Below are 25,783 nucleotides of genomic sequence, written 5' to 3' on the forward strand. Positions count from 1 at the left end.
AGCCCGAAATTGTCGATATAATTTCAGTCTATTCTAAACAAAAAAAAGAAAATATTTTTAGCTTTTGCCTAAGAGCGCCTCCTTTATCTATCTCCTAATTCCGTTTATTAAATAATCACAATTAATTTTTCAAGGAGAAGAAAATGACTTCATTCATTTTAAAATATTCTTATATCTTTTTAGCTTTATTACTTCTAGTTATCTCAACAACAAGCTGCACTGATGAGACCGATCCGATAATCCCGCCTTCTGAACATTTTGAACCTGAAGGTTGGGTAGTAAGAGATGCGACCACAAAACCAATTCTTGTTGTATGGCAAGGTGTAATCCAAACTACATGGAATTCCATTTCTGTTCCGGATACACTTTATGCACCACTTAATGCGCTATCTGATCACTTTACGGTAAAGTTTTTGGATATCAACAAAAATATTATAAATCCTCCAACCGATGCCGATCATCAGTTTGGCTGGCTTATAACTGATCCTTCAAAGCTTACTATTATTCAAGATAGTCCAACAGATTGGGCTTTCCATCTAAAAGGTTTAATCATAGGAACTACTACACTTGAGTTACAAGTAATGCATGTTGGGCACGTTGATGTAAAAACTCCAAAGATCCCTGTCATTATTCGAGAAGACACAACAGCTTACGGTGAACCAGTCGGATTAAGATTAAGTTATGAAGATGATGGAACTGTACTGGCTACGGCAACTGATTTGACATCATCAGGGTCATTGGATGTTGCGAAAGATTCACTAACCGATCATATTGAAATTGAGTTTTATGATGACCAGAACAGGTACTACCAACCTGAATATCCTTTACACACCTTAGATTTTACAGTTGCTAATTCATCAATTGTACAAATTTTACCTGAAGCAGGCGAACCCTGGGTAATTAGAGTAAAAGGTTTGGCGACAGGATCAACAACTGTAACATTTAGACTAATGGTAGCGGGTGTGGCAGAGTTTGTTTCGTTTCCAATTAATGTAAATGTTTAGATTAAATTTAATTGATCATCACCTTTTATGGGTGATGATCATTCTTGTATTTTCTTTTAATACGGCTTTAAATTCACAATCAAGAGTGTTGGGAACATTAGAAGGCATTGTATTGGATGGCTATTTAGATCAGCCATTAGAAAATGCGGTTGTTAAAATAATTGAGCTCAATAAATTTGATGTAACAGATAAAAATGGAATTTTTGAATTCAAATCAATTCCATTTGGTGATTATAATATTGAAATATCCTATGTTGGTTATAAGACTACTAAGACAGCAATAAATATTAATAGTGAAATAAATACTGGTTTATTAGTTCATTTATTCACTCTTCCGTTTGAAACTTCAACTGTGGTTGTTACTGGTTTGCATACAAATACAAAGTTTGATGATATGAATGAGTTCATAAATGTTCTTAAAGGAAAAGAGCTTCAACGTGAACTCGGTTTAACTCTGGCATCAACGCTAAAGAATGAAACTGGTTTAGCAATCAGAAGTATGGGCCCCGCACCGGCTAGACCAGTTATTAGAGGATTGGGTAGTGATAGAATTGCAATAACTGAGGATGGGATACAAACAACAGATTTATCAGCTACTTCACCAGATCACGCTGTCTCGGTTGAACCATTTACAATTGATAGAGTTGAAGTTATTCGTGGACCAAAAGTTTTATTAAAAAACCCAACCACTATGGGTGGAGTAGTAAATATCATCAGAGATGAAATCCCGAAAGAAATTCCAGGATCTTTTTCAGGAAACGCGGGGTTCTATGGAGAATCAGTAAATTCTGGTTATCTTGGTGGAATGGTCGCCCAGTTGCCAATAGGAAAATTTGTTTTGCGAGGTGAAGCAACTAAAAGACATGCAGATGATCTTAGAACACCTTTAGGCACTCTTGCAAATTCAGATATTGCAACTGATAATTTTAGTGCTGGTCTTAGCTATATTGATGGCTGGGGTTATACAGGAGTTAGTATTAGAGAATTTAAATCTGATTATGGAGTTCCGGGAGGCTTTGTTGGCGCTCATCCTAATGGCGTTGATATTAGTATGCTTAAACGCCAGATAAACGGAAAAATTAATTATCAAATTAATTCTGAATCATTTGAAAACTTAGAGTTCCAATTATCGCGTGATTATTATAAACATACGGAATATGAAAGGGCTGATATAATTGGCGCTCAGTTTGTCATTTACAATCTTCGGGGAAGTTTAGATATTTCAAATAGAAAGCTAGGATTTTTAGATTTTGGAACATCGGGTATATCATTTGAGGCAAGAGATTTTAATATTGGCGGATATGTATTTACACCACCGACAAAATCTTTAAAGCTCTCTGGATATTCTTTTCAAACTTTTGAGTTGACTGACTTTAGTTTTGAAACTGGATTTCGAATCTCGTATGATGAATTTCATCCTGATGATTCAAACCCAAGTACTGATAATGAAGTAATAATCGATCGAAAATTTTTTAGCTATTCCCTATCTCTCTCAGCACTTTATTCACTAAACAAAACTATTTCACTGGGGATAAATATTAGTAAAACTTCGAGAGTCCCAACTATTGAGGAACTATATTCAGAAGGCCCTCATCTAGCAGCATATTCTTATGAAATAGGAAACCAAACCCTTGATAGTGAAAATGGAATTGGAGCAGAGTTATTTTCTTATCTAAAAACTGACGATACGTTTTTAATGTTAACTCTATTCAGGAATGACTTTTCATACTTCATTACTCCAAGAAATACTGGAAATATTAATAGCCAAACCCTGCTTCCCATTTATCAAACCGAGGGTGTTAAAGCAATATTTTATGGATTGGAAAGTTATTTTGAAATCGAGTTATTGGAACATTTTACAATCTCAAATTCATTTAGTTATACTTATGGAAATTTCAAGCAAACCGATGATCCCCTGCCGCAAATTCCACCATTAAAAAATATTATTCAGTTAAAATATCTCAACGGAAACTTTACAACCGGGATTAGTTCTGAAATTGCGGGTGCTCAGAATCGGGTAGATTTATTTGAAACTCCAACTGTAGGATATGCCGTTTTTAATGCCTTTATTCAGTTCTCATTCGAAATCGGATCGATGATCCAGAACATATCGTTAAATGGAGAAAACTTACTAAACAAAGAATACAGAAATCATTTATCTCGTGTAAAGGTGATAATGCCTGAAGCAGGAATAAATCTCAAATTAAGCTATAGATTATATTTTTAATATTAGCTGTAAAATATTATCTTTGCCCTGCTAATTTTTCAGCTTTGGAGAGGTGGGTGAGTGGCTGAAACCAACGGTTTGCTAAACCGTCGTAGGGGTTAAACTCTACCGCGAGTTCGAATCTCGCCCTCTCCGCTCAAAAGCTTCCTTTTATGGAAGCTTTTTTTATTATTCCTGGATATTTTACATACATATTAAAAAGAAAATTAATCATAAACACTATTACGGTCATACCTCCAATCTTCAGAAAAGATTGAATAACCATAACAACGGATTATCTATTTATACTAAGAAATATTTGCCCTGGAAGCTAATCTATTTTGAAGAGTTTAATACTAATTCTGAGACTATGAAGCGTGAATAATTCTTTAAGAGTTTGTCAGGATATCACTGGTTAAAAGAAAAGTATATTATAAAGATCAACGACTGAAATCAAATCTGGACTATAAATCCCAAGCGGTTTGTTTTGCAGGGGTTAAACTCTACCGCAAGGTCTCCCATGGGGATGGCTTTACCGGAATCTCGCCATCTGACCTGTCATGGCCATTCCATCTACAAAAGCTTCTGTACTGGAAACTTTTTTTGTTTAAAACCCTTTTTGAGCGAAAGCAAAACAAAGAATTTTTTAATCCGGTTATCCTGCCAGCATAGACAGAATGGGTCCTAAAATACAGGGTAGCTTAGCAGATGGGCGAAGCACGGTATAGGTACAGGAGGATAATTTTTTATAAAATGTTTCTCAAATATTTTGTCGAAGGCTGAAAAATGTTTTATCTTAAGGGGAATCAACTTTCTAAACTTTCATAAATCAAGGAGAAGTGTTATGCCAAAGCCTAAACAAGTTGCACCATTTCATTCAAAGACCGGAGAAGTATATCACATCTACAGTGTTTGTTCCTCAGGTAAGTTTATCGTAAAAGGTAGAAAACTACAGGGCAAGGGAAATAAAAAACTTTGCAAAGCTTGCGTTGATATTAGAGCAGGAAAAAGAGATCGTTAAAAGATCATTTTAATTATTAGAGCTTTTTAACTATAAAAAGTTTTAAAGAATTTAGTCTCCTCTGTTTTTATTAGCAGAGGAGATTTTTTTTATCTGATCACATTCAATGCTATTCAAGAATAATACCTCACTTTATGTAAAGAGAGATTTAGATTGCTATCTCATTTTCGGAATAAAAAACAAAAATGCTCTGCCCCACCGTTATTAACGCGCCAAGGCTCAGATATTTTATCAGAATAAAATTAAACTGATAAGGTATTGGAATAATGCATCACATTACCGCTCGCATCCATTGTTAGTAAAACATTAAATGCTTTTTAAACCTGATACTTACCAAACAGCATTTATCTCTGATCCTTACACTATATAATATTTTTTACGACATATGTGTGACCAGCCCCCAATAAAGAGATCCAATTATTAAATTAGGATTAAAGGAGAAAAAGATATGGGCAAAAGCAAGTTCACAACTGAGCAGATCATTAGTAAACTTCGGGAGGCTGAAGTTTTGCAGTCTAATGGTCAAAGCATAGCGGAGATATGCCGTCATCTTGGGATAAAGGATCAGACTTATTACAAGTGGCGCAAAGAATATGGAGGAATGCGGGTAGATCAGGCAAAGAGATTAAAAGAAGTGGAACAAGAAAACACAAGACTAAGAAAACTTGTATCAGATCTATCACTGGATAATGCAATTCTAAAGGAGACAGTCCGGGGAAACTACTGAGCCCGGAGAAGAAGCGCCGGGCAGTTGAGGAAATAGTGGAGAAACTGAAAGTATCGGAGAGAAGAGAGTGCTTAGTACTAGGTCAACCAAGATCTACACAGCGTAGAAAAGTGAAGACAAGAGATGATGAACAAGCACTTCGGGAAGAGATAGTAAAGTTAGCCTGTGATTATGGTCGTTATGGATATAGAAGGATAACAGCACTGCTGAGAAATCAGGGATGGAAAGTAAACCATAAACGAGTTGAGAGGATATGGAGACAAGAAGGACTAAAGGTTCCACAGAAGCAGCCGAAGAGAAGAAGGCTGTGTTTAAACGATGGTTCTTGTATACGGCTAAGAGCTTTGTATCCAAATCACGTATGGAGCTACGATTTTGTGGCAGACAGAACAAGTGATGGAAGACCAATAAGAATGTTGACGATCATAGACGAATACACAAGAGAATGTTTAAGCATACATACACAGAGACGAATAAAAGCACCAGAGGTTCTTTACAAACTTTCAGAGTTATTTATTACAAAAGGAGTCCCGGATCATATACGCTCGGATAACGGATCAGAGTTCAGTGCAAAGTCAGTAAGAGGTTGGTTAGAACGATTAGGAGTAAAAACATTATTTATTGAACCAGGAAGTCCTTGGGGGAACGGATACATAGAATCATTTAATGGAAAACTAAGGGATGAGCTATTGAACGGAGAAATATTTGATAATATTTTAGAGGCAAGAGTAATTACAGATCAATGGAGAGAACATTACAATAAAATCAGACCGCATAGTTCGTTAAATTTTCGACCTCCGGTACTGGAGGTAATGATCCCTCATCAATATGCCAGTGCTTGATGATGGGGTTACTAACTTATGCATTGGTACCATTACAAGGGGCAGGTCAGTAAGGTTTTCATATTTTTTACGGATTTAATTCAATTATCCATTCGAATCGAATTTATTACATAACACTACTCAACTGAAGACCACTAACTCTTGAATTGGAACCAATCATCTTGTGGGTGATAAACTTCATGAAGCTGAAAGCGTTCTCAAAAAAAATACTTTCCGAGAAGAAAAAAAATAGGAAGATTCCAGATTGATGGGATGGAAAAACAGCAAAGAGAATTGTTGAGATAATATTAGGGAGATACTGGATACTGGATGCTGCTTAGAACTATGTGGGATGCTGGGCTGTATATTGTTGTAATTTTCTTTAGATTAAAATCAATTGAAAAAAAATATGTATAAATATTTATTTGCAATAGTTCAATTGCTTTTATGCAGTGGAGTTTATGCACAAAACCTATCGATCAGGGATAATTCTTTTTACTATCCTCACGCATTAAGAGTTAATGAAATTATTCATACAATCGGATTAGCATCTGCAAAACTTCCAGAAGATGTTGTGGAAACTGATGATGTTTTTAGAGCGCCATTATTTTCTTATCGAATAAAATACGGCTTACCATTAAATATTACGGCTGAGGGTTCCTTTGAAACTAATATTATTACCTATCATTTTGCATTAGGCGGCAAATGGAACTATGAATTTGGTAAATTAAGCATAGGTGCCGGTTCCGACGCAGCATATTGGTTCGGTGGTTTAGATCAATTCGGGTTTGATACAAAAATAGATGGCTGGCATGTGTATCCCAATATAAGCCTAGGTTATACATTCCCCAATTTTAGCGTATCGGTAAAATCAGAATTAATATTAATTCTAGCTCAATCAACCAGGAGTGGTGATACAAAAACAGAAAATACTTTTGACAGATTTTCCGGTTATTCAATAGGAGTATATATCGAGCAGCCATTATGGAAAGAAAATTTTCTAGTAATAGGTTTCAAATCCAACTTTACAAAGTTTTATTATCCATTGTGGGCAGGATTTTCTACTTTTGACAGATACTTTTTTATACCAGAATTTGTATTCAGTTTTAACTTATGAAAAGATTCTATTTAGTCAGTACTGCAATTCTATTGCTACTTCAATCTTGCAACAACATTGTTGAAGTTGTACAACCGGAAGTTGACCCGGCAGGTTTTCTATTACAGACAACACCTATTCCGGATTCATCAAAAAAAATAATGGATGGTATATACTCCGTTATTGAAGGTAAAGAAAAATTTGGTGAACAGGTGGCAGTTAAATGGAACGGTAATAATCTATCAATTTTTACATCAGTAGAAGCGGGATATTTAGTACTGCAGGGCGGCAGTTTAGATTCCGTTATATTTTTTATGGGATACTGGAGATATGCAACCAGTACAGAGACCGGATTGATCAGTTTATATGTACCTAGAAATGATGGCGGTAAGAATATTCTGGATAATGATACTACAGATCTGAATATAGTTTTTTATGGCAGTTACGGAATGGGCACAAATTTAAGCAACAAAAAACTACAGCTAAAATACTTAAGACCATTTAGTGAATTTGTAAAGCAGAGTGATTTTGAGATACTTGCACATCGCGGCGGCGGAAGAAACTCAGAGTATCTTGGAGTTTCTGAAAACACGATTGAAATGATAAGTAAAGCAGAAAGTTTTGGAGCTACAGGAATTGAAATTGACATAAAGGTTTCGAATGATGGAGTACCGTTTTTATACCACGATTCAGATATCAATTTAAGGGTAACACAAAAAAGTGTTATTTGGGGTGAGATAGAGAATTTTTCCTGGTTACAGTTAAGCTTATTTATAAAATTAAAAAATGGTGAACAAATTCCGAGTTTAAGAAAAGCACTGGAATTTGTTTTAGAAAACACAGATCTAAAATTTGTATGGCTGGATCTTAAATCGGAAACTAATGAATTATCTAAAGTTGAAGCATTACAAAAAGAAATACTTGAACGGGCTGCCGCATTAAACCGGGATTTACAAATAGTATTAGGATTACCTGATGAGGATAAAATAAATAATTTACTGGCATACCCGGGTTTTGAGAATATTCCATCTTTGTGTGAATTAGAAATTAACCAGGTACATTTAGTAAATGCCAGGGTATGGGCACCCAGATGGACACAAGGGACCCAAACAAGTTTAGTTGAAGCTATGCACAGTGAAGGTAGAAAAGTATTCGTGTGGACATTAGATGAACCGGCATTTATTGAAAGTTTTATTCGTGATGGAAAATTTGATGGAATTCTTACTAACTACCCTTCCCTTGTAGCGTATTATCATTACATAAGATAAAATAGATGTTATATAAAATAATTGCATTAATATTTTTCGGCGGATTATCCGTTTTTTCACAGAGTAAGGATACACTTTATTCATTATCTGTTGATATTGGAGGAGGATATTTACGATACATAACTTCACTCGAGTTTGAAAGCCTTGATCAAAATGGTTTTAGCGGTTCGGTAAGGATTATTTGGCATCCTGAGCATCTGTTAAGTTTAGGACTTGAGACAGGTTATATGTATTTGTATTCCATAAATCCCAAAGTAAACACGGTAGAATTCGGTGCAAGTGAAGCTAAAGCATCTATGGTTTCAGTGCCAATATTTGCAATTTTTTCAATGATAATATTTCCGGAATCATTACCAAATCTTGAAGTAAAATTCGGGCCCGGTGTATTTTTATTATACAACCGGGGTGAAGTATTTAATGAAAAGATTAAAAACTCATTGATCAGTATTGGTATGACAACCGGTGTAACTTATATGCATCCATTAAGCGAAGATATTTCTATCGGCGGTGAGTTAAAATATCAGAATATATCCAAAATGCAGGATAGTGATTTTGCTATTCAGATTATGTTTTCATACAAGTTTCTTCACTGGTAAAACTCCTTTTTTGCTTAAGATAATTTAAGAGGATACGATGATATATGCTCAATGTTCGATGCTCAATGTTAAAAGGGGCAAGCAATTATCAATTTTCAATGTTAAATGACTATGAACGAAGAACTAATTACTGATCACTAAGAACGAAAGACGTGAGAAACGCAGAGTGCAAAGCGGTAAGGACTAAGTGCAGGGTGGGAATTCATTGTGATTAGTGGTACTTGAGTTATTTGTTGTTACGGGCTTGATTCTGGATTCTAGATTCAGGATGCCGGATATGATCAATGAACTATGAACTGATAACTGTCTACGCTTGTTGTTTTTAATAAAACATATAATCAATTTTAGTTTAGTATTTTGCCGGGAGTAAACGGCGTGCATAATTACATTTATTTTTATTAAAAGTAAGGAGTAAGATATGGAACTTCGTAAAAGATCTCTTGGTATTGCGATAGGTTTGGTTTGGGGTTTTTCAGTTATGCTGGGCACGTGGTATCTTTTATTTATCGGAGCACCCGGCAGAAAAATTTCACTGCTTGGTTCATTTTATTTTGGTTATACTTATAGTTTTTTCGGTGGATTTGTAGGGCTGGTCTGGGGATTTATTGATGGGTTTGTTGGCGGATTCCTGATTGCCTGGATATATAATTTGGTAAGTAAATCGATAAAACCAAAAACTGCCTAGTTATATATTAGATAATTAAGATTCCTCACTCTTAAACTCCTTCTAACGTGGGAATACCGCCGACAGAAATGACTGCGAAACAAATTTAGACCGTCTTGAAGGCGGTCTTTTTTATTTAAGAAATAATTTCACAGAACAAGAGGAAGGCTAATTTGTTAACTTGTGCAATAGATATAAGTTTATATTTTTTTTGATGAGCAAAATCAAAGACGGCGATTTTTTTAATGTGATAAAAGAAGTTGACATCATAATATTATACTTAAATATCATCATCTCATAGAATTAAGATTCACAAATATTTTGTATCAATATTTTTTTAAGTTATTTTTGTTCAGCGGCTAACGTTTAAGGATTCACCCCAGTCCTTGCGTTAGAGCTGAACCCTGATGCTTAGGTGTCAGGGTTTTTTTATGGCATTTTTTACCACTCCCATTTGGATGACTAAGCCAAGATAACACAGAGTTGAGGAGTGGAAACTAGATTCCGGTTAATGGATACTGCCCGCCGATATGTGGGAGGATGCGAAAAGGCTGAATCGTCATCGGTTGAAATTCGATAACTAATTATGTCAAGAGTGGTTATTTGTGTATAATTCATATTAAATCATAAGGATTTGATTGTTTGTTTTACTAATTTTTACGCCAGTTAATTTATTTAATCCGATAATAATAACAACTAAATACAATCTAAATCTAAATCGTTTGGAAACTGATGAAAATAAATTTTAATCTTTTAAGAGAATCAATATTGCTGTATTCGGTCATTGTTTTATTCAGTGCGACAGGCTGTGAAAAAGAGAATGCTAAATCCGAACCAAAATTAAATGAAACTTTAAATTTTAATCCTGCTGAGTATGAAGCTGTTCTTAAAAATTCTTTTTCTTATTCAGATACCATCGATCCGATATTTCAATCACTTAAAGAAAATTTAGACACTCTAAAATCCTTTTACTCATCCAATAACTTTAAACCAATATTTGTAAAAAGTTTTGAATCAAAAAGTTTTGTTGATTCCCTTCTTAAAATTTTAGTAAACAGCACTGAACATGGTTTAAATCCGTACAACTATAATTATCAGAAAATAATTAATGAGTTTTCAGAATCAATAAGTCCTAAAACATATAGTAAAAAAAGATACCTACATCTTGCAAATGCTGAAATGCTCTCTGCAAACGCAATTCTAAAATATTCAATGCATATGAGGCACGGTGTTGTTAATCCAAGAAAAATATTTGCTGATTCATATTTTTTGCCCGTAAAAGATTCACTTAACAAGAAGTTATTTGAACCATTTAATCAGCAGGATATTATTAAATATTTGTACAATATCCAGCCAAAGAGTGAAAAGTATAAAAGATTGCAAGTGGCATTAAAAAGATTTGAAGGATTAACAGACATAGAGTGGACTTTAATTCCGGTTTCTGATAAAAAAATTGAGCCGGGTAATATTTACACATCAATTGATCTTGTTATAAGTAAACTAACTACTCTGGGGTTTTTGGATACAAATAAAATAAAGTTAACGGATTTAACCATTTATGATTCATTATTAGCGGAGCCGATAAAAAGTTTTCAGAAAGCTAACGGGTTAAATGATGATGCTGTAATAGGTAAAACCACGATTGAAAGATTGAACATTTCACCAAATGAATACATGGATAAAATAAAACTGACTTTGGAGAGATTCAGGTGGTTAGATTATTCCGATACTGCAAAATATATATTGGTTAATATTCCGGATTTTAAAGTAAAAGCAATAGAGGGCGGCAGAGAAAAGTTAGATATTATTTCTTGTGTTGGTAGAAAAGGTGAATGGGAAACACCTAATCTTTATGGACAAATTGCTTATATGGTATTAAATCCAACTTGGTCTGTACCAAAAAGTATTATACAGGAAGAAATTGTAAGCGGGTTAAAACGCGATTCATCATATCTTAAAAAGCGAAACTTTAAAGTTTACAAATCCGGTGAGCGCGTTAGTCTTGATGGATTGACAGCCAAGGATCTTTCATCATCAAGCAGTTATAGTATTGTGCAGGATCCCGGTGCAGGAAACGCTCTTGGTAAAATGAAATTTATGTTTAGAAATCCATTTGGTGTTTACCTGCACGATACACCGACAAGGGCACCGTTTAAATATACTAACAGAGCGGTTAGTCATGGTTGTATGCGCGTTGAAAAGCCCTTGCTGCTCGCAGAGTATCTGCTAAACAATAACGCCAGATGGACGGTTGATTATATTAAAATTGAAATCGGACAAAAGGTTAACGACCCATACGTTATTGAAGAGTTTAACAGTAAACGAAGTGAGTTAAGAAAAAATAATAGTTACGGTGTAACTACCGAGGTTAAATTTGATAAAGTTATTCCTTTATTTGTGGATTATTATACCGTGTGGGTGGATGAGAGCGGAGTATTTAATTACAGGGATGATGTTTACGCCAGAGATAAGGTTCTAAGAAAATACGTTTTAGAGTAAATACTGCTACAATGTGAGCATGGAGAGATTATTTCGATTTTAATTAGGGTTACATATTATTACTTTTAACCTGTAAATAATCTATTAGTATTCAACGGAATGATTCGATTTAATATATTAACAAAATATGTGTATATAATTTTAGCGATTGTAATTATTTATAATTCGTTTGGATATGTTATGCTCTATTTTCCCGCCACATCAATTATAAAAGCTGTTGTCGGTAAATCGATTAAGGACAAAAAGATTAAGCCTGAGGATTTAAGCATTCTTGTTTTTAGCATAGATGAACTAAAAAATAATAAGTACGATTTTATCTGGGAAAAGCCGGAAAAAGAATTCAGGTTTAATGGTAAGATGTATGATATTGAGGATAAGAAGGAAACTGAAGACAGCGTTTATTACACCTGCTACTACGATCACAAAGAAAATATAATTGAGGAACTTTTTTCGCTCCAATTTGCTGATCATACAAAAGACACGACAACAAATTTTACACAACGCGTGATATTGGTTGGCTTATATTCCGAAAATATTGATATTGCTTACTCAAAACACTTTAATGATAATATAAAAAGTATTCCGCTTCCAATAAAAGAAGCTGTAACACCTAATCCAATTGAAGATATCCCAACTCCACCCCCGCGACTGATCGTCTAATTTCTATTTATCAAAAATAGTTCTGAGAAAGCTAAATTAATTTCAATTCTCAGAGCTGCATTCAAATTAATCAAAGGATAAGTACATGAATCTAGTTAAGACGATTATGCTTTGTTCTTTTCTTTTGCTTGTATTTGCGTTTACAGGCATGGCGCAAAAGAAAGACTCAATTATATATCTAATACCTATAGATCAGATTGACTCTATAAAATATGAAACAGATGAAGTGATTGTAACAGGAACAAGAACGAATCAAAAAATAATTGATATCCCCTACTCTGTTGTAAGAATCAGTCCTGCCCAGTTTAAGTTTGATAGAAAAGTTTCCATCAGCGATGTGTTAAATGCTGTACCGGGTGTCTTTATGCAGTCCCGTTACGGCAATCACGATGTAAGAATTTCAATCCGTGGATTTGGAAGTCGATCAAATTCAGGTATACGTGGAGTTAGAATTTTACTTGATGGAATTCCAGAATCTGAACCGGACGGACAAACCAGAATTGAGTCAATTGATTTTAATTCAATTGGAAGTATTGAGATAGTTAAAGGAAATTCATCTTCGCTTTATACAAATGCACCGGGCGGAGTTGTAAATTTTATTAATGATATAAATTTTAGTAAATCATTTATAACTCAATTTAATGATTTAGGCTCGAATGGATTAAGAAGGAACGGGTTTAAAACCGGGATTAGAACAGAAAATTATGGATTACTGACTACCTACACATATCATAATTATAAGGGATACAGACCTCATAGCGAAGACTATTGGCATATTCTTAACACTGTTGTGGAGACCACACCCGGCGATAATACTAATCTTCAATTTCTTGGATACTTTGCAACCGGGCTAATACGACTTCCGGGTTCATTGACTAAGGAGGAGTTTGATGCTGATCCATATCAAGCTGCACAAAGAGAAATGGATTGGGATTTTCGAAGAGTTTCTAAAAAGGGCAGGGTTGGGGTAAGATTTGATACTAAGTTTGGCGAAAACCTGAACCATGAGATTGAAGTTACCGGATATGGAACCGTAAAATATTTTGAACGTGCCGCTCGAAACTCCTTCAGGATATTCGATCGTTATGGTTTAGGCGGGAGTATCAAATATGTTAACAAATCAACTATCTTTGATAGAGAAAACAGTTTTACAATTGGTGGGGATTTATTTTATCAAACGGGACCTGTATCCGAGTTTGATAACATTGGAGGCGCAAAGGGCGACCAATTATTTAATTACATTGACGAGACAATTGGCAACACAGGTGTATATATTCTAAATAATTTTGAATTGTATAATAAGCAACTTTATTTTTTAATAAGCGGTAGATATGACAATGTTTACTTTGATCAGATTAACCGATTGCTTAATGCACAAAATGATAGCAGGAGGTTTGAAGATTTTACTCCAAAGTTTGCGCTTAACTACAAAATAACTCCATCAATTGCTATTTACACTTCATTTGGATATAGCTTTGATTCACCCGCGGGAAATGAGCTTGATAATTATCCAACGAGTACAACTCCCGGCTCATTGCTCAACCCAGATTTAAAGCCGCAGCAATCAACTAATTTTGAACTTGGTGTAAAAGGTAATTTACTAAACAGCACTAATGATTTTTTTAGTAACACTTTGTTTGAGTTCACATTCTTTAAAACTCAGGTAAAAGATGAAATAGTACCCTTTGATGTTTACGGCAATGCGTACTTTAGAAATTCCGCAAAGACTAACAGAAACGGAATTGAGGCCGGTATAACGTCTGAAGTGTATGATGGTTTAAAAGCAATCGTATCCTATACTTATTCTGATTTTTCTTATGATGAATATTCAGCAATAGCGATTGCAGTTGATTCTATTGGGTCTATCATAACTTCATCAGAAGATTACAGCGGTAATATTGTGCCAAGCGTACCAAAACATAATTTATTTTTAGCTCTGGAGTACAGACGCCAGTTAACACCATATCTAAATGGATTTGTTAAAGGCGCTTTTCAAAGTTTAAGCGGAATGTATGTTAATGACGCAAACTCAGATGAAACCGAAGGATATCAAATTCTAAATTCAACTTTAGGGTTAGAGATGTTTCTGGGTAATTTTAATCTACTGCTATCCGGCGGAGTAAATAATATTTTAGATAAAACATACGTAGGTTTTATTAATATTAATTCCTCTAACGGAAGATTTTATGAAGCTGGTGAACCACAAACATTTTTTGCATCCTTAAAATTTGGTTACCAGTTTTAAGTTTAATAAAAGGAAATCATGATAAAGTATATTAACATTCTCACTTTTAGTCTTCTAATTATTAACACCGTCTCCTTTGCACAAGGAGGCGGGTTAATTATTGGGGATAATTACAGAATCCTTCCGGGCAGCACTTCTCAGACAGAAGTATTTATTACAAAGCATCCATCAAATTCCGGCATATTATTTTCATCCGCAAATACACTACAGCTTGCACCAACATTTTTTGTAAGTGAAGGTGTTTATACAAGCACAAATGGTGGTACAAACTGGTCCGGAAGCGATACCTGTAACGGAGCAAATATTTTTTTCCATGGCGGTGATCCTTCAATAGCTATTGATAAAAATGGTACTTTTATTTTAACAAGAAAAGGATCAACTAATTTTCCGGGCGCTTTTTCTCACTTTTCCATCGATCAAGGCATAAACTGGTCAGCACAAAAATCAATGACAACTGATGATCTTGAAAGAGTATCAATCGTTTCAGATTCCGATCCGAACAGCATATATTATGGAAGGACCTATGCGGTGTGGGCTAAGTTAACACCGTCATACCCAATAAGATTTACTTATACTAATGATATAACTACAAGCTGGGATTCTGTAAGTCAGATCAACAATCCTCCAACCCGTTGTGCAGGAGCTGAAATTGACCTTGGTCCCAATAATCAAGTTTATGTATGTTGGGCGGGTGTATCAAGTGCTTCTCCCTATACTGAAATTTTTGTTGGCTTTGCTTCTTCCACTAATGGTGGAGATAACTGGAGTATTAATGAAAACATTTTTCCAATGAATGGTATTGTAGGGATTTTAACAGATAAGCAGAGTATAAGAGTTAATGGTTTACCAAGAATGGCTGTTGATCTCTCAAATACTGCAACAAGAGGAACAATTTATATTGTTACATCTCAAAAAAATCTTTTTCCTGCCGGTAGTGATCCTGACATTATTTTAAGAAAATCCAGCGACGGAGGACAAACATGGTCTTCTGCAATTAGAGTTAATCAGGATGCGCCTAATAATGGCAAAACACAATTTTTTTCCGGCATTACTGTGGATGATCTTGGTGGGGTAAACATAATTTTTTATGATGATAGAAATACAACTAATGATTCTTCAGGCGTTTTTCTTGCCAGATCAACAGATACCGGAAATACCTGGAATGAATACGAAATCAGTGATCATAACTTTAAACCTATTGCTATTGGCGGCTTAGGCCAGGGTTATATGGGTGATAATATTGACATTACTTCAGTTGGTAATAAACTTTTTCCCGTTTGGATGGATAATTCAAGTGGTGTATATCAAATATGGTCAGTTCCCATTGAGATTTTATCTGTTGGAGTAGATGCTGAAAACTTTTCTTCTATTCCTGTGGAATTCAATCTAAAACAGAATTATCCTAATCCATTTAACCCGACTACTAATATAGAATTTAGTTTACCTTACAATTCGGATGTTTTAGTTAAAGTATATGATTTAACTGGGAAAGAAATAGCTACTCTAATTGATGAACCTAAGACCGCTGGCAATCATAAAATAAAATTTGATGCTGCAAGTTATAAACTTTCAAGCGGCGTATATTTTTATGCACTTACTGCAAATGGATTAACACAAACAAAACCAATGATGCTGCTTAAGTAATTTTATTTAAGCAGAATCATCTTTCTTGTTTCAACAAAATCACCTACTCTTAACTGGTAGAAATATACTCCGGATGCCGGATTCTTGATGCTGGATTCAGGATAGAATTGAACTTCATAACTTCCGGCAGGTTTTTCTTCGTTAACTAGAGTTGCAATTTCTTTACCAAGAGCATCATAAACTATTAGAGTAACAAATTGCCTACTACTTATTGCATACTGAATACTAGTACTTGGGTTAAAAGGGTTTGGGTAGTTTTGATCGAGCACAAATGAATTCGGTAGTTCGACTTTCAAATTTTCTATGTTTACCGGTTTATCGGGGATATATCTAAAAATATTGCCTTCTTGTCCAACTGCGATACCATGAAGAGAATCCCCAAAGGCAATTGCATTTATACAAATTGAATCTTTAGTTGGCACAAATTCCCAAGTATTTAAGTTATCAAAACTTACCAGAAAACTAGAATCGCATCCAAGCGTGCACCAATACTCATTTTCAGTTCTACGGGATATTGATGTTACTCTGCCATATTTGTTCAATTCAGTGTAATTCCAAAAACTTTGCTTAACATCAAAATTTAGAACACCAATAGGATAAAGCCGTTCAATATCTGCGGTTAATGTAAGGGTAGTAGTTGAATCGATAAAAATAAAATCATCAAATCTGTCTGGTGCAATTCCGTATGCTTTCCAAAGGTTAGCAGAATTATTATAACGCCAAACAACTCCTGCTACATCTACTGCGCCTCCAGCTGCAAATCCATATTGGGACGAAGAAAACTTTATTTTACTAATTGGGAAATTAGAAAAAGCACCAGTATCAACGTTTGCAGGATTCCAATTTAAACCACCATCATCAGTAAATGATAAATCAAATGGCTGCCCGGCAATCCAACCATTTAAAGAATCATTAAAGAAAATTGTTGTCATTATGATATTCAGGTGGCGATAGTCATTCTTCTCCCAGGTATTTCCACCATCGCTTGTAATTAAAATCTTACTTCTGATATTAAAACCATCCAGTTCAAAAGCAACAGCCCATCCTAAATTATCATTTAGGAAAAAAATATCATTAATGTAGTTTGAAACTCCAGAATTCTGAATTTGCCAATTTAAACCTTGGTCGCTTGAAAAAATGATAACACCGCTATCTCCAGCTACCCAGCAATGCAGTGAATCAAGATAGACAACCCTTAGTAAATTAAAATCGGTCGGAGTTTTAATTTTTTCCCAGGATGACTGGCCGTAACTTGAGAAAGTTATCAGAAGTACAGAGAAAGTAACGGAGAACATTTTATTTATCATTTATAGTCTAAATTTTTTCGAAAAATTATATAACATAATACGTATATCCAAGTTTTTAATTGAAATTAATTCGGAATAGAGTTTATTTCTGGCTCAAATATCATAAAATTCTTTACTATCTTTACGAAAATTTTTATACAAAATAAGGTGAAGAAATGATTAAAACATTAGTTGGTTTTTTATTTATATCAGTATTTATATTGTTTACAGCATGTGGTGAAAAAGAGCAACCAGAAAATAGTAATCAAGATCAAACTCAGATGACAAATACTGATGTTTCAGCCGGTATGCATAACGTACTTGTTGAGGAAAAAATTGATGCCAACAATTATACTTATTTAAGAGTTAAAGAAAATGATAACGATTATTGGGTTGCAGTAAATAAAATGGAAATAAATCCAGGTGAATATATTATTTTTTCTAAATCGATGGAAATGAAAGACTTTAAAAGTGAATCATTAAATAGAACTTTTGAATCAATATTATTTGTTGATGATGCGAGGAAAAGTGAAAGTAAAGAAGAGTTAAAAATGCCTCATCAAAACGTAGTACCAGGTAAAGATGAATCTATAAAAGTTGAGCCTGTAAAAGATGGTTATACTGTTGAACAGATTTATAATAAAAAAACTACTTTGGAATTCAAAAATGTTAAAGTTCGTGGTAAAGTTGTTAAAGTCAATGAAAACATAATGGGTACCAATTGGGTTCATATTCAGGATGGTACGGGTGCTAAGGATACTCATGATTTGTTGATCACTACAGGTCAATCTGTAAAGGTTGGTTCAACAATCATAGCTGAGGGAAAAGTTATTAAAGATAAAGATTTTGGTTCGGGATATTTTTACAATGTACTTTTAGAAAACTCAAAAATTACTTTGGAATAATTTTAATAAACCCGGAGTTATAAATTAACTTCGGGTTTTAATTCTCTTCAATTATTAGAAATTTAATTCCCCTAACATTCTTACTTAAAAATTAGCATATTCACTTATTGTTTGCAGATTCAAGTTCCTTCAGTTTTTTTTCCATTTCTGTTTGATTAATCTTTTTTTGATGTCCAAACATTTTGATTGCACAATCTGTAAAGAATTTATGGCAAGATAAAAACTCAATCGAGGATTTTAACCACTCAATATCATTTAGTTTTTTAATGCCTTTTATCTCAAATTCTTTTCTTAATACTTCTCCTTTCTGCTCAAGATCAGTCATGCCAAGATGCTGCAAATCGGCATCACAAATTATCTGTTCCAACTTGTTTTTTGGGTCATGTGGAATTTTAGTAGCCTTAATGCAGTTAACTACTTTATCCAATTTTGGTTTGGGATAATTTTCTTTAATTAAAAAGTCTATAGCATATTCCGCGCCTTGATCCTCATGCCCATTACAACAATGAAAATATCCAGTATCATGAAACCATGCTGCGATTAAGAGTATCTCCTTATCCTCATCTGATAAATTTTCTTTATCAGCAATTTGATTTGAAACTTCAACGACCTCAGTAGTGTGCAGCAAATTGTGGTATAGGTTTTCAGCATCGCTTTTTTTTGAAAACAATTCTAGCACGTATTGCTCAACTAATATTAACATATTACTTTTGAACACTATTAATTCCTTGATTCTATAAATATTATTGATACCACTTTTAATATTTTGTTGATGCAGTTTTTCGAAGCAAAAGTAGTCTAATAGGCTTGAATAAAGGGTGATAATTATCACAGTTGTGATGAGTTAAACTTTAAGGTGATTGTGAAAAAGCTATTTCTTTTAAGACATGCTAAATCAAGTTGGAAGAATCCAAATCTGGAGGATTTTGATAGGCCATTGAATAGGCGCGGAATAAAAGATGCCCCGGTTATGGCAGCACGATTTAAAGAGAGAAACGTTGAACTTGATTTAATTATTTCCAGCAGCTCAAAAAGGACAACCGAAACAGCTGAAATTTTTGCAAATGTTCTTAATTACAATAAAGATATAACTTACATAGATAAGTTATATTTAGCATCCAGCGGTACGATCCTGCAGATTGTTAATCAAATAAATGAAAACAATATAAAGGCAATGATTGTTTGCCATAACCCCGGTATAACAAATTTAGCAAATTTTTTAGGAGATATATTCATTGACAATATTCCGACAACTGGAATAGTAGGGTTTTCATTTAATAATTCTTGGCTAGATATGAAAGGAAACAGCTGCAAACGATTGTTTATTGACTACCCCAAGAAGCAATAAATATATTTTTAAAAAATTGACTATCAATCCTCTGTATTTGCTACAAAATTAAATCTCCCATCATCACTTATTTTTAACTTTTAGGTTCACTATCATCCAAAATAAAACCAATAAATACTTCATATTTAGTCTAAAATCTTATAGGTTTGTTTGGTTTTATTTTGGAAAAACCGCATATTTGTCCACCAAATTTTAATGATATTATCCTAAAATTTGGGCGCTTAGCTCAGTTGGTTTAGAGCATCTGCCTTACAAGCAGAGGGTCCGGGGTTCGAATCCCTGAGCGCCCACAAAAAAAATCCCTCATATGAGGGATTTTTTGTTTTTAACAGATTTTGTACAATAAAAAAAGCTCAGGCCGTAAGACCTGAGCTACGAGACAATTACTTCATTAAAACAAGTTTTCTTGTTTGAGTAAATGATCCAGAATTGATCTGGTAATAATAAACTCCACTTGCAATATTAGATGCATTAAATAACATCTCATATCTGCCAGCTTGTTTCTGCTCATTAACCAATGTTGTAACTTCATTTCCTAGTACATCATATAATTTAATGCTTACAAAATCATCTGCAGGAATTGCATAACGAATTATTGTAGTAGGGTTAAATGGATTTGGATAATTCTGATCAAGAGAATAATCCAATGGCAGATTAATTTCAACTTCAACTTCTTGTGAGTATGCAAAAGTTCCATCAAAATCTTTTTGCATTAACCTGTAAGTGTAACTTCCGGCATCAACAGTTTTATCAGTAAAGGAATATTCATTTATTTCGGTTGTTGTACCTTTACCACTTATAAATGCTACTGATTGATAGGAATCATCTTTACCTTTTCTTTGTATTTCAAATCCTAGGTTATTTAATTCTGTTGCAGTCGTCCAGTTAAGAACAACATCGTTTTTATTAACTGAAGCGTTAAAAGCTGTTAGCTCTACTGGTATAACTAATCCAACAACTAGTGATACAGTTCGTTTATGAATTGGAGTTCCATTTGGACCATTACCAACAATAGTAATTGTATAAGTTCCAACAGAAACGTTTCCACTTGTAGTTACTTTCATATCCACGCTGCCCGGAAAAGTTGATAAAGTATTACCACCTGGAAAACTAATATTGATATTACCTGCTGCAGGTGTTGGACTAACAGTAGCCGAGAACGTAACATCGGTATCATATAGTTTTACACTTGGAATACTAACATTGTAAATAACAGAATCTAATTCATTTCCGATACTATCTAAGGCAGGAGATACCTGCATAGCATAATCCGGGAAAAAACTAACGTAGCTGCCAAATGATCCTGCTCTAAAATCAGTCCAAACCATAAGTGATTGATTATCAATTGCAGTTATAGCATCATAATCGCCTTGATAACGAGGTGTTCCGCCGCCGCCACAGGTAGAGCAATTAATTTTCATCTTAGCAGTAGTTATTCTTTGATTTTCAGCCCAGGTTAAACCTCCATCATCAGAGTAACTTGCATAAATATGAGCGCTGTCGCTTGTTGGAGTATCTCTTGTATCCATCCATTTAACAAATAATCTGCCTGATGTTTTATCACACCAAGTTGAAGGATGCCATTGATGATTTGCAGTTGTATTTGCGTCATCATTGATAACAACAGGAGAAGACCATGTTGCGCCTTGATCATTGGAATATCTACAAAAAATATCCGGTTTATTTCCATCTCCGGCAGGTGTATTAGAAGCATATACCAAATATAATCTGCCTCTATTTGATCCGTAGCTGTTATCAGCAGTAATAAATGGATAAGGTCTTGTTCTCATATTTTCAACAGAGTTTCTACCACCAACATTTAGACCTACATAGCCTGCAAAGTTCTGCGCCGATTTCAACGTAAATGATGTTCCTCCGTTGGTTGAAACATAAAAAGTATAAGTAGATGCAAAAGAACTACCGGAGTTTGTGACTACATAAACACAACCTCCTGCTACGTCTCCGCCGACTACGTTTGGTCCTACTGCTACCATCATTCCTGGAAGTGCTTGAGTTGAAAATGAAGTAGTGCTTGTAAAAGTGGCACCATTATCTGTGCTTCTGTAAAAACTGCCGGTACCACTATTTGTCATTGTTGTATATAAATAATTTGCATAGGGTCCAGAAGTTTGATCTGCAGCAATCCAGTTTTTATCATTTCCTAAAACAGCAATAACTGAAGTGCCCCATGTTGTTCCATTGTCCGTTGATCTTATTACTCTACAGTTTTGAATAGTACCGGAACCGGACATATTTTCATAAAATAAATTGCCCAAACTATCATATGCATTTACAGGATCACCATAGGTAGAAGCGCCAAAAGGTGGTGCACTGACTAACCAATTAAACGCATCATTAGTACGATATGCAGTATTAGTATTAAATGAGGTAAAGTATTGCAATGGATTATTTGGATTTTGTACTAAGTGTGGTTCAGCAAACGCTGTCCCTAAATTAAAATTATCATAACCCGAACCATCAGTAACAACTGCATCAGAAGCATCACTTTGATAGCCTTTGATATAATCGATATACTCTAATGGCACATGATCGGTTAAAGGGTTATCAATCTGCGCGAACAGACTAGTAGAAATAATTAAAGCAGCAATCACCCCAAAAAACAAATTGATTGGTATTGTTGTAGAACTAGATTTCACTGTACCTCCTAATATGATGATTAGTTAATTACGTTAAACGCTAATTAAATAATAAGTATTTTTATTTAAAAAACCTTAGAATCCAGGAAAAAAAATCTATTTATCATCAACTCCAAAGAGTCTTTTAAACTCTTCTATATTGTCCATAGATTTAATTTTAGCATCTTCATCTGCATTTGAAGAACTCTTTTGAATCTCAGCGGCAAATTCTTCGCTTGAAATGACGGTTGCAGAACAAACTTTGGCAAACTGGGCAAGATTTGAGTCTGAAGTTATTACTATAATATTACGTGGTGATTTTGAGTAGGATATTTGTCTTTTAATTCTTTCATCCGCTGATAGATTTTCGGAATAAATTATTTTCATTTTAGATGAATTTATTTTTTCATTTGGATGTCCGTCTAAATGTAAAGTTACATTTGCTTTTTTTGAGATAAAGAAACGATCCAGCATATAAGTAAGTTTTTCGCGGGATGACTGCTTGTCTTTATTTTGGAGGTTCTTTAAAAGAGGGATTTTCCCAATAAGATTATTTCCATCAATTATATAGCTAAGCAAAATTATCTACCATCATAAAATTGATCGCGCTTGGTAATTTTTAGATCCTGTAACTGAGGGGCCTTAACTCTTATTTCAAAATTATATCCTCTATACAAGCCAATTGGATTCCAAGTAAAACTCATTGTCCAGCAATGAAGATCCCGGGAGATTCTAATCTGTGGAGCAGAAAATTCTTTTTGTTTAAGATCGTAACTACCTGTTACAGAAAATTTCCATTTGGGCGTTAAATTAAAATTTAAACTTCCACTTACGTTAGAAGATGTATTTTCTTGAGTTGGAATTGGTCTTGATAAATTATAATAGTAATTAAGTGAAATATCCCAGGGAATAGAAAAATCAGCCTCTCTATCATTATACAAACCTTGATAAATACTGCGCTCAGAAGCCTGCAAATATTGGTCCTGTTGAACAGTTGTGCGATTGTCAGATTCAGATGAAGAAATCTTATCACCGGAAAACGAAAGTGAAACTGAAAAATTGGTATTTGTTAATCTTAATAATCCTTTGCCGTTACTTACTAAATATCTGTCAATCCTATTATTTTCATCATAATCATATGGAGAAAAAGTTGAACTACCTGAGAAACTCAATAGACTTCCAATTTGAGTACGATAGCTTAAATTCAAATCAGAAAGCTTAAAAGACTTTCCGGCAAAGTTGTATCCCATCGAAGCATTCAAGTTTAACAACTGAAATTTATTTTCCTTAGAAGTTGTATCGTTTGGATCAACATTCGTTTTCATTTCAAACTGGTTACCAATAGAGAAACTTATGCTTTGTGATTCCTGATTTGAAGGATTGCCAAATATTTCTTGTTCAAATTTGCTGTACTCAACCACTTTTCCGGCTGAATCTGTATATGAATCATAGTATCCCCAAAAAGGAGTTGAAAAATCCGGAGCATAGTTATAGCTGAGTGAAGGTGTAACAATATGTCTAATTGCATTAATACCCAATGAGTTAATATTAAACATACCGTAAAATTTTGTAGAAGCAGAAACACCCATCGAAAAAGTTCTTACCTGGTCTATTTTTTTTACATCATCCGTTTTAATAAAATAAGCGCCGGTATCATCTGTAGCTGTAAATCTTGTAATCTGTTTGTTGTACCAGCTTTCATTATATCTAAAACTTGGGGATATACTAAAGTAACCGATTTTTGGTGACAGCGAAGCATTGATATTATGTTGAATTCCACCTCTAGTTTTTAAATCTCCGTTAACCTTATTTCTATTATTTTGAAACTGACCTGAATAACTATAACCAAACGATTCGTACCACTCCTGCACGCCTGTGTTATCTCTAAATGGATAACTTTGAGCAAGAGAGAAATTAAGATTTGGTAGAATTTCTGAAATATTATTGTTCTCAAAATTTTGAGTGCGTGAATAACTTAATGACAGACTATTTCCTGATTCTTCCCACTGCTTGAAATATGTTGCATTAGATATAGCTTGATTTCTTAACACCTCGTTAATGTTATTTATGTTTCTATTGATATTTGAACCTGATACAAATTCTAATTTAGCATCAAACCTTGATGTTGGAGTAATAGATTGGTTATGATTCCATCTCAAACTCCACTCTAGATTTTCAGAAGCATTGGGGTCTGTTGATTCTCCAGAAAGATATTTACCATAACTCGCAGTAAAATTGCCGGAATAATCGTATCGTTTAGTGTACCTAAATCTGCTATCCAATCTATAACTGCCGCGTGTGTAGTAATCCGCTGTAAGATTTAAATCCAGGTAATCATTTATTGCCCAAAAATATCCAAAGCGAGAAAAGTACGTTCCTAATCTTCCATCACTACCATATGTGGGCGGAATAATTCCTGATCTTCTTCCTGATTCTATTGGAAAAACAGCAAATGGCAGTGGGATAGGCAACGGAACACCACCAAAATTTATAAAAATCCATTCTGCAACTAGCTGTTCTTTATGAATTACTTTCATTTTGTTTGCTGTAAAATAATAATGCGGGCAAGTAGTATCATCGCAAGTGGTAAACATACCATCTTCAATAAAATAAGTTTCTTTATCAACTTTATTAATTTTATTACCAGTGTAGTATGAACCATCCATTTCAGTTTTTACAAGTGATAGTAATCCACGACCTGATTTAAAATTATACTTCATCGTCTTACCTTCGTAAACCTCTGTTCCCTCTTTTAAGATTGGGGTCCCAATAAGATTTTCAGGTAAAGAATCTGAAGGGATACCTTCAGCATCAATTTCATTGCTATTAAAATCAATAAAGATATTTGCGCTTTTAATTTCTGTGGATTTATAACTTATGTTTCCTTCACCATAAATCTTCATCTTTTTATTTTTTACTAAAAAGATTAAAGAATCTTTAGATGACGCAAATACAGTAGTATCAACATCAAAAGTTTTACCTTTAGGTTTATCAACTTGAAGAGAATCGTTAGATGTGAATAATGAATCAGATGAAATAAAAAGTGAATCTGTTTGCTGAGCAAATGCAATTGCCTGCAAAAAATTGATTGTAAGGATTAATTGAAAAACTATGTTGAGATTACTTTTCATTAAAAGAAAATTTTAAACAGAAAAAT

At 34.1% G+C, this 25,783-nt stretch carries 20 protein-coding genes and 2 tRNA genes; 17 read left to right on the forward strand and 5 right to left on the reverse strand.

Features of this window, described 5'->3' with window-relative positions; genetic code table 11:
- Positions 1-143 precede the first annotated feature (143 nt).
- From IPJ23_01640 to IPJ23_01705, 14 genes are all read left to right on the forward strand, one after another.
- Positions 144-1,004, forward strand: a complete 861-nt coding sequence (locus tag IPJ23_01640; protein ID MBK7629424.1) for a hypothetical protein — start codon at positions 144-146, stop codon at positions 1,002-1,004.
- Positions 997-3,231: a TonB-dependent receptor gene (locus IPJ23_01645; GenBank protein MBK7629425.1), complete on the forward strand. Its 2,235-nt coding sequence runs from the start codon at positions 997-999 to the stop codon at positions 3,229-3,231. Before IPJ23_01640 ends, IPJ23_01645 begins: the two co-directional genes overlap by 8 nt.
- 46 nt (positions 3,232-3,277) lie before the next feature.
- Positions 3,278-3,366, forward strand: a tRNA-Ser gene (locus IPJ23_01650).
- A gap of 43 nt (positions 3,367-3,409) precedes the next feature.
- The gene (locus IPJ23_01655; protein MBK7629426.1) at positions 3,410-3,595 is read left to right on the forward strand and encodes a GIY-YIG nuclease family protein; all 186 of its coding nucleotides are present in this window, start codon (positions 3,410-3,412) and stop codon (positions 3,593-3,595) included.
- Between the two features lie 459 nt (positions 3,596-4,054).
- Positions 4,055-4,231, forward strand: a complete 177-nt coding sequence (locus tag IPJ23_01660) for a hypothetical protein (GenBank protein MBK7629427.1) — start codon at positions 4,055-4,057, stop codon at positions 4,229-4,231.
- Between the two features lie 448 nt (positions 4,232-4,679).
- Positions 4,680-5,800 (forward strand): IS3 family transposase gene (locus tag IPJ23_01665; protein MBK7629428.1). Its coding sequence is split into 2 segments (ribosomal slippage): positions 4,680-4,944 and positions 4,944-5,800, totalling 1,122 coding nucleotides; the frame shifts between segments, so codons are not numbered across the junction.
- A 388-nt stretch (positions 5,801-6,188) separates the two neighbouring features.
- Complete coding sequence (locus tag IPJ23_01670; GenBank protein ID MBK7629429.1) at positions 6,189-6,896, forward strand: hypothetical protein; 708 nt, start codon at positions 6,189-6,191, stop codon at positions 6,894-6,896.
- Complete coding sequence (locus IPJ23_01675; GenBank protein MBK7629430.1) at positions 6,893-8,143, forward strand: glycerophosphodiester phosphodiesterase; 1,251 nt, start codon at positions 6,893-6,895, stop codon at positions 8,141-8,143. The genes IPJ23_01670 and IPJ23_01675 overlap by 4 nt, the downstream gene beginning before the upstream one ends.
- A gap of 5 nt (positions 8,144-8,148) precedes the next feature.
- Positions 8,149-8,739 (forward strand): hypothetical protein, encoded by a 591-nt coding sequence (locus tag IPJ23_01680; GenBank protein ID MBK7629431.1) that lies wholly within the window; start codon positions 8,149-8,151, stop codon positions 8,737-8,739.
- A 418-nt stretch (positions 8,740-9,157) separates the two neighbouring features.
- The gene (locus IPJ23_01685; GenBank protein MBK7629432.1) at positions 9,158-9,424 is read left to right on the forward strand and encodes a bacteriophage holin; all 267 of its coding nucleotides are present in this window, start codon (positions 9,158-9,160) and stop codon (positions 9,422-9,424) included.
- 711 nt (positions 9,425-10,135) lie between these two features.
- Positions 10,136-11,902 carry a L,D-transpeptidase family protein gene (locus tag IPJ23_01690; GenBank protein ID MBK7629433.1) on the forward strand — a complete coding sequence of 589 codons (1,767 nt, stop codon included), beginning with the start codon at positions 10,136-10,138 and terminating at the stop codon, positions 11,900-11,902.
- 99 nt (positions 11,903-12,001) lie between these two features.
- Entirely contained in the window at positions 12,002-12,562 is a 561-nt protein-coding gene (locus IPJ23_01695) for a hypothetical protein (protein ID MBK7629434.1), read from the forward strand.
- Positions 12,563-12,647: 85 nt separating this feature from the next.
- Positions 12,648-14,807, forward strand: coding sequence for a TonB-dependent receptor (locus tag IPJ23_01700; protein MBK7629435.1), 2,160 nt, complete (start codon positions 12,648-12,650; stop codon positions 14,805-14,807).
- Between the two features lie 18 nt (positions 14,808-14,825).
- Positions 14,826-16,451 carry a T9SS type A sorting domain-containing protein gene (locus IPJ23_01705; protein MBK7629436.1) on the forward strand — a complete coding sequence of 542 codons (1,626 nt, stop codon included), beginning with the start codon at positions 14,826-14,828 and terminating at the stop codon, positions 16,449-16,451.
- Between the two features lie 2 nt (positions 16,452-16,453).
- Here IPJ23_01705 and IPJ23_01710 read toward each other — a convergent pair whose 3' ends face one another.
- Positions 16,454-17,383 (reverse strand): T9SS type A sorting domain-containing protein, encoded by a 930-nt coding sequence (locus IPJ23_01710; protein MBK7629437.1) that lies wholly within the window; start codon positions 17,381-17,383, stop codon positions 16,454-16,456.
- A 530-nt stretch (positions 17,384-17,913) separates the two neighbouring features.
- Here IPJ23_01710 and IPJ23_01715 point away from each other — a divergent pair.
- Positions 17,914-18,642: a hypothetical protein gene (locus IPJ23_01715; protein ID MBK7629438.1), complete on the forward strand. Its 729-nt coding sequence runs from the start codon at positions 17,914-17,916 to the stop codon at positions 18,640-18,642.
- Between the two features lie 100 nt (positions 18,643-18,742).
- Here the strand turns inward: IPJ23_01715 and IPJ23_01720 are convergent, their stop codons facing one another.
- The gene (locus IPJ23_01720; GenBank protein MBK7629439.1) at positions 18,743-19,360 is read right to left on the reverse strand and encodes an HD domain-containing protein; all 618 of its coding nucleotides are present in this window, start codon (positions 19,358-19,360) and stop codon (positions 18,743-18,745) included.
- Between the two features lie 144 nt (positions 19,361-19,504).
- Between IPJ23_01720 and IPJ23_01725 the strand changes: the two genes are divergently transcribed.
- Both IPJ23_01725 and IPJ23_01730 read left to right on the forward strand, forming a co-directional pair.
- Complete coding sequence (locus IPJ23_01725; GenBank protein MBK7629440.1) at positions 19,505-19,990, forward strand: histidine phosphatase family protein; 486 nt, start codon at positions 19,505-19,507, stop codon at positions 19,988-19,990.
- 215 nt (positions 19,991-20,205) lie between these two features.
- Positions 20,206-20,280, forward strand: a tRNA-Val gene (locus IPJ23_01730).
- Positions 20,281-20,373: 93 nt separating this feature from the next.
- On the opposite strand, the gene IPJ23_01735 is transcribed toward IPJ23_01730, so the two are convergent.
- The 3 genes from IPJ23_01735 to IPJ23_01745 form a co-directional block, all read right to left on the reverse strand.
- Positions 20,374-20,703 carry a T9SS type A sorting domain-containing protein gene (locus IPJ23_01735; GenBank protein ID MBK7629441.1) on the reverse strand — a complete coding sequence of 110 codons (330 nt, stop codon included), beginning with the start codon at positions 20,701-20,703 and terminating at the stop codon, positions 20,374-20,376.
- Positions 20,704-22,743: 2,040 nt separating this feature from the next.
- The gene (locus IPJ23_01740; protein MBK7629442.1) at positions 22,744-23,205 is read right to left on the reverse strand and encodes an NYN domain-containing protein; all 462 of its coding nucleotides are present in this window, start codon (positions 23,203-23,205) and stop codon (positions 22,744-22,746) included.
- A gap of 2 nt (positions 23,206-23,207) precedes the next feature.
- Positions 23,208-25,757, reverse strand: a complete 2,550-nt coding sequence (locus tag IPJ23_01745; GenBank protein ID MBK7629443.1) for an LPS-assembly protein LptD — start codon at positions 25,755-25,757, stop codon at positions 23,208-23,210.
- Between the last annotated feature and the right edge of the window lie 26 nt (positions 25,758-25,783).

The organism is Ignavibacteriales bacterium (genome assembly GCA_016709765.1).
GTDB lineage: Bacteria > Bacteroidota > Ignavibacteria > Ignavibacteriales > Ignavibacteriaceae > IGN3.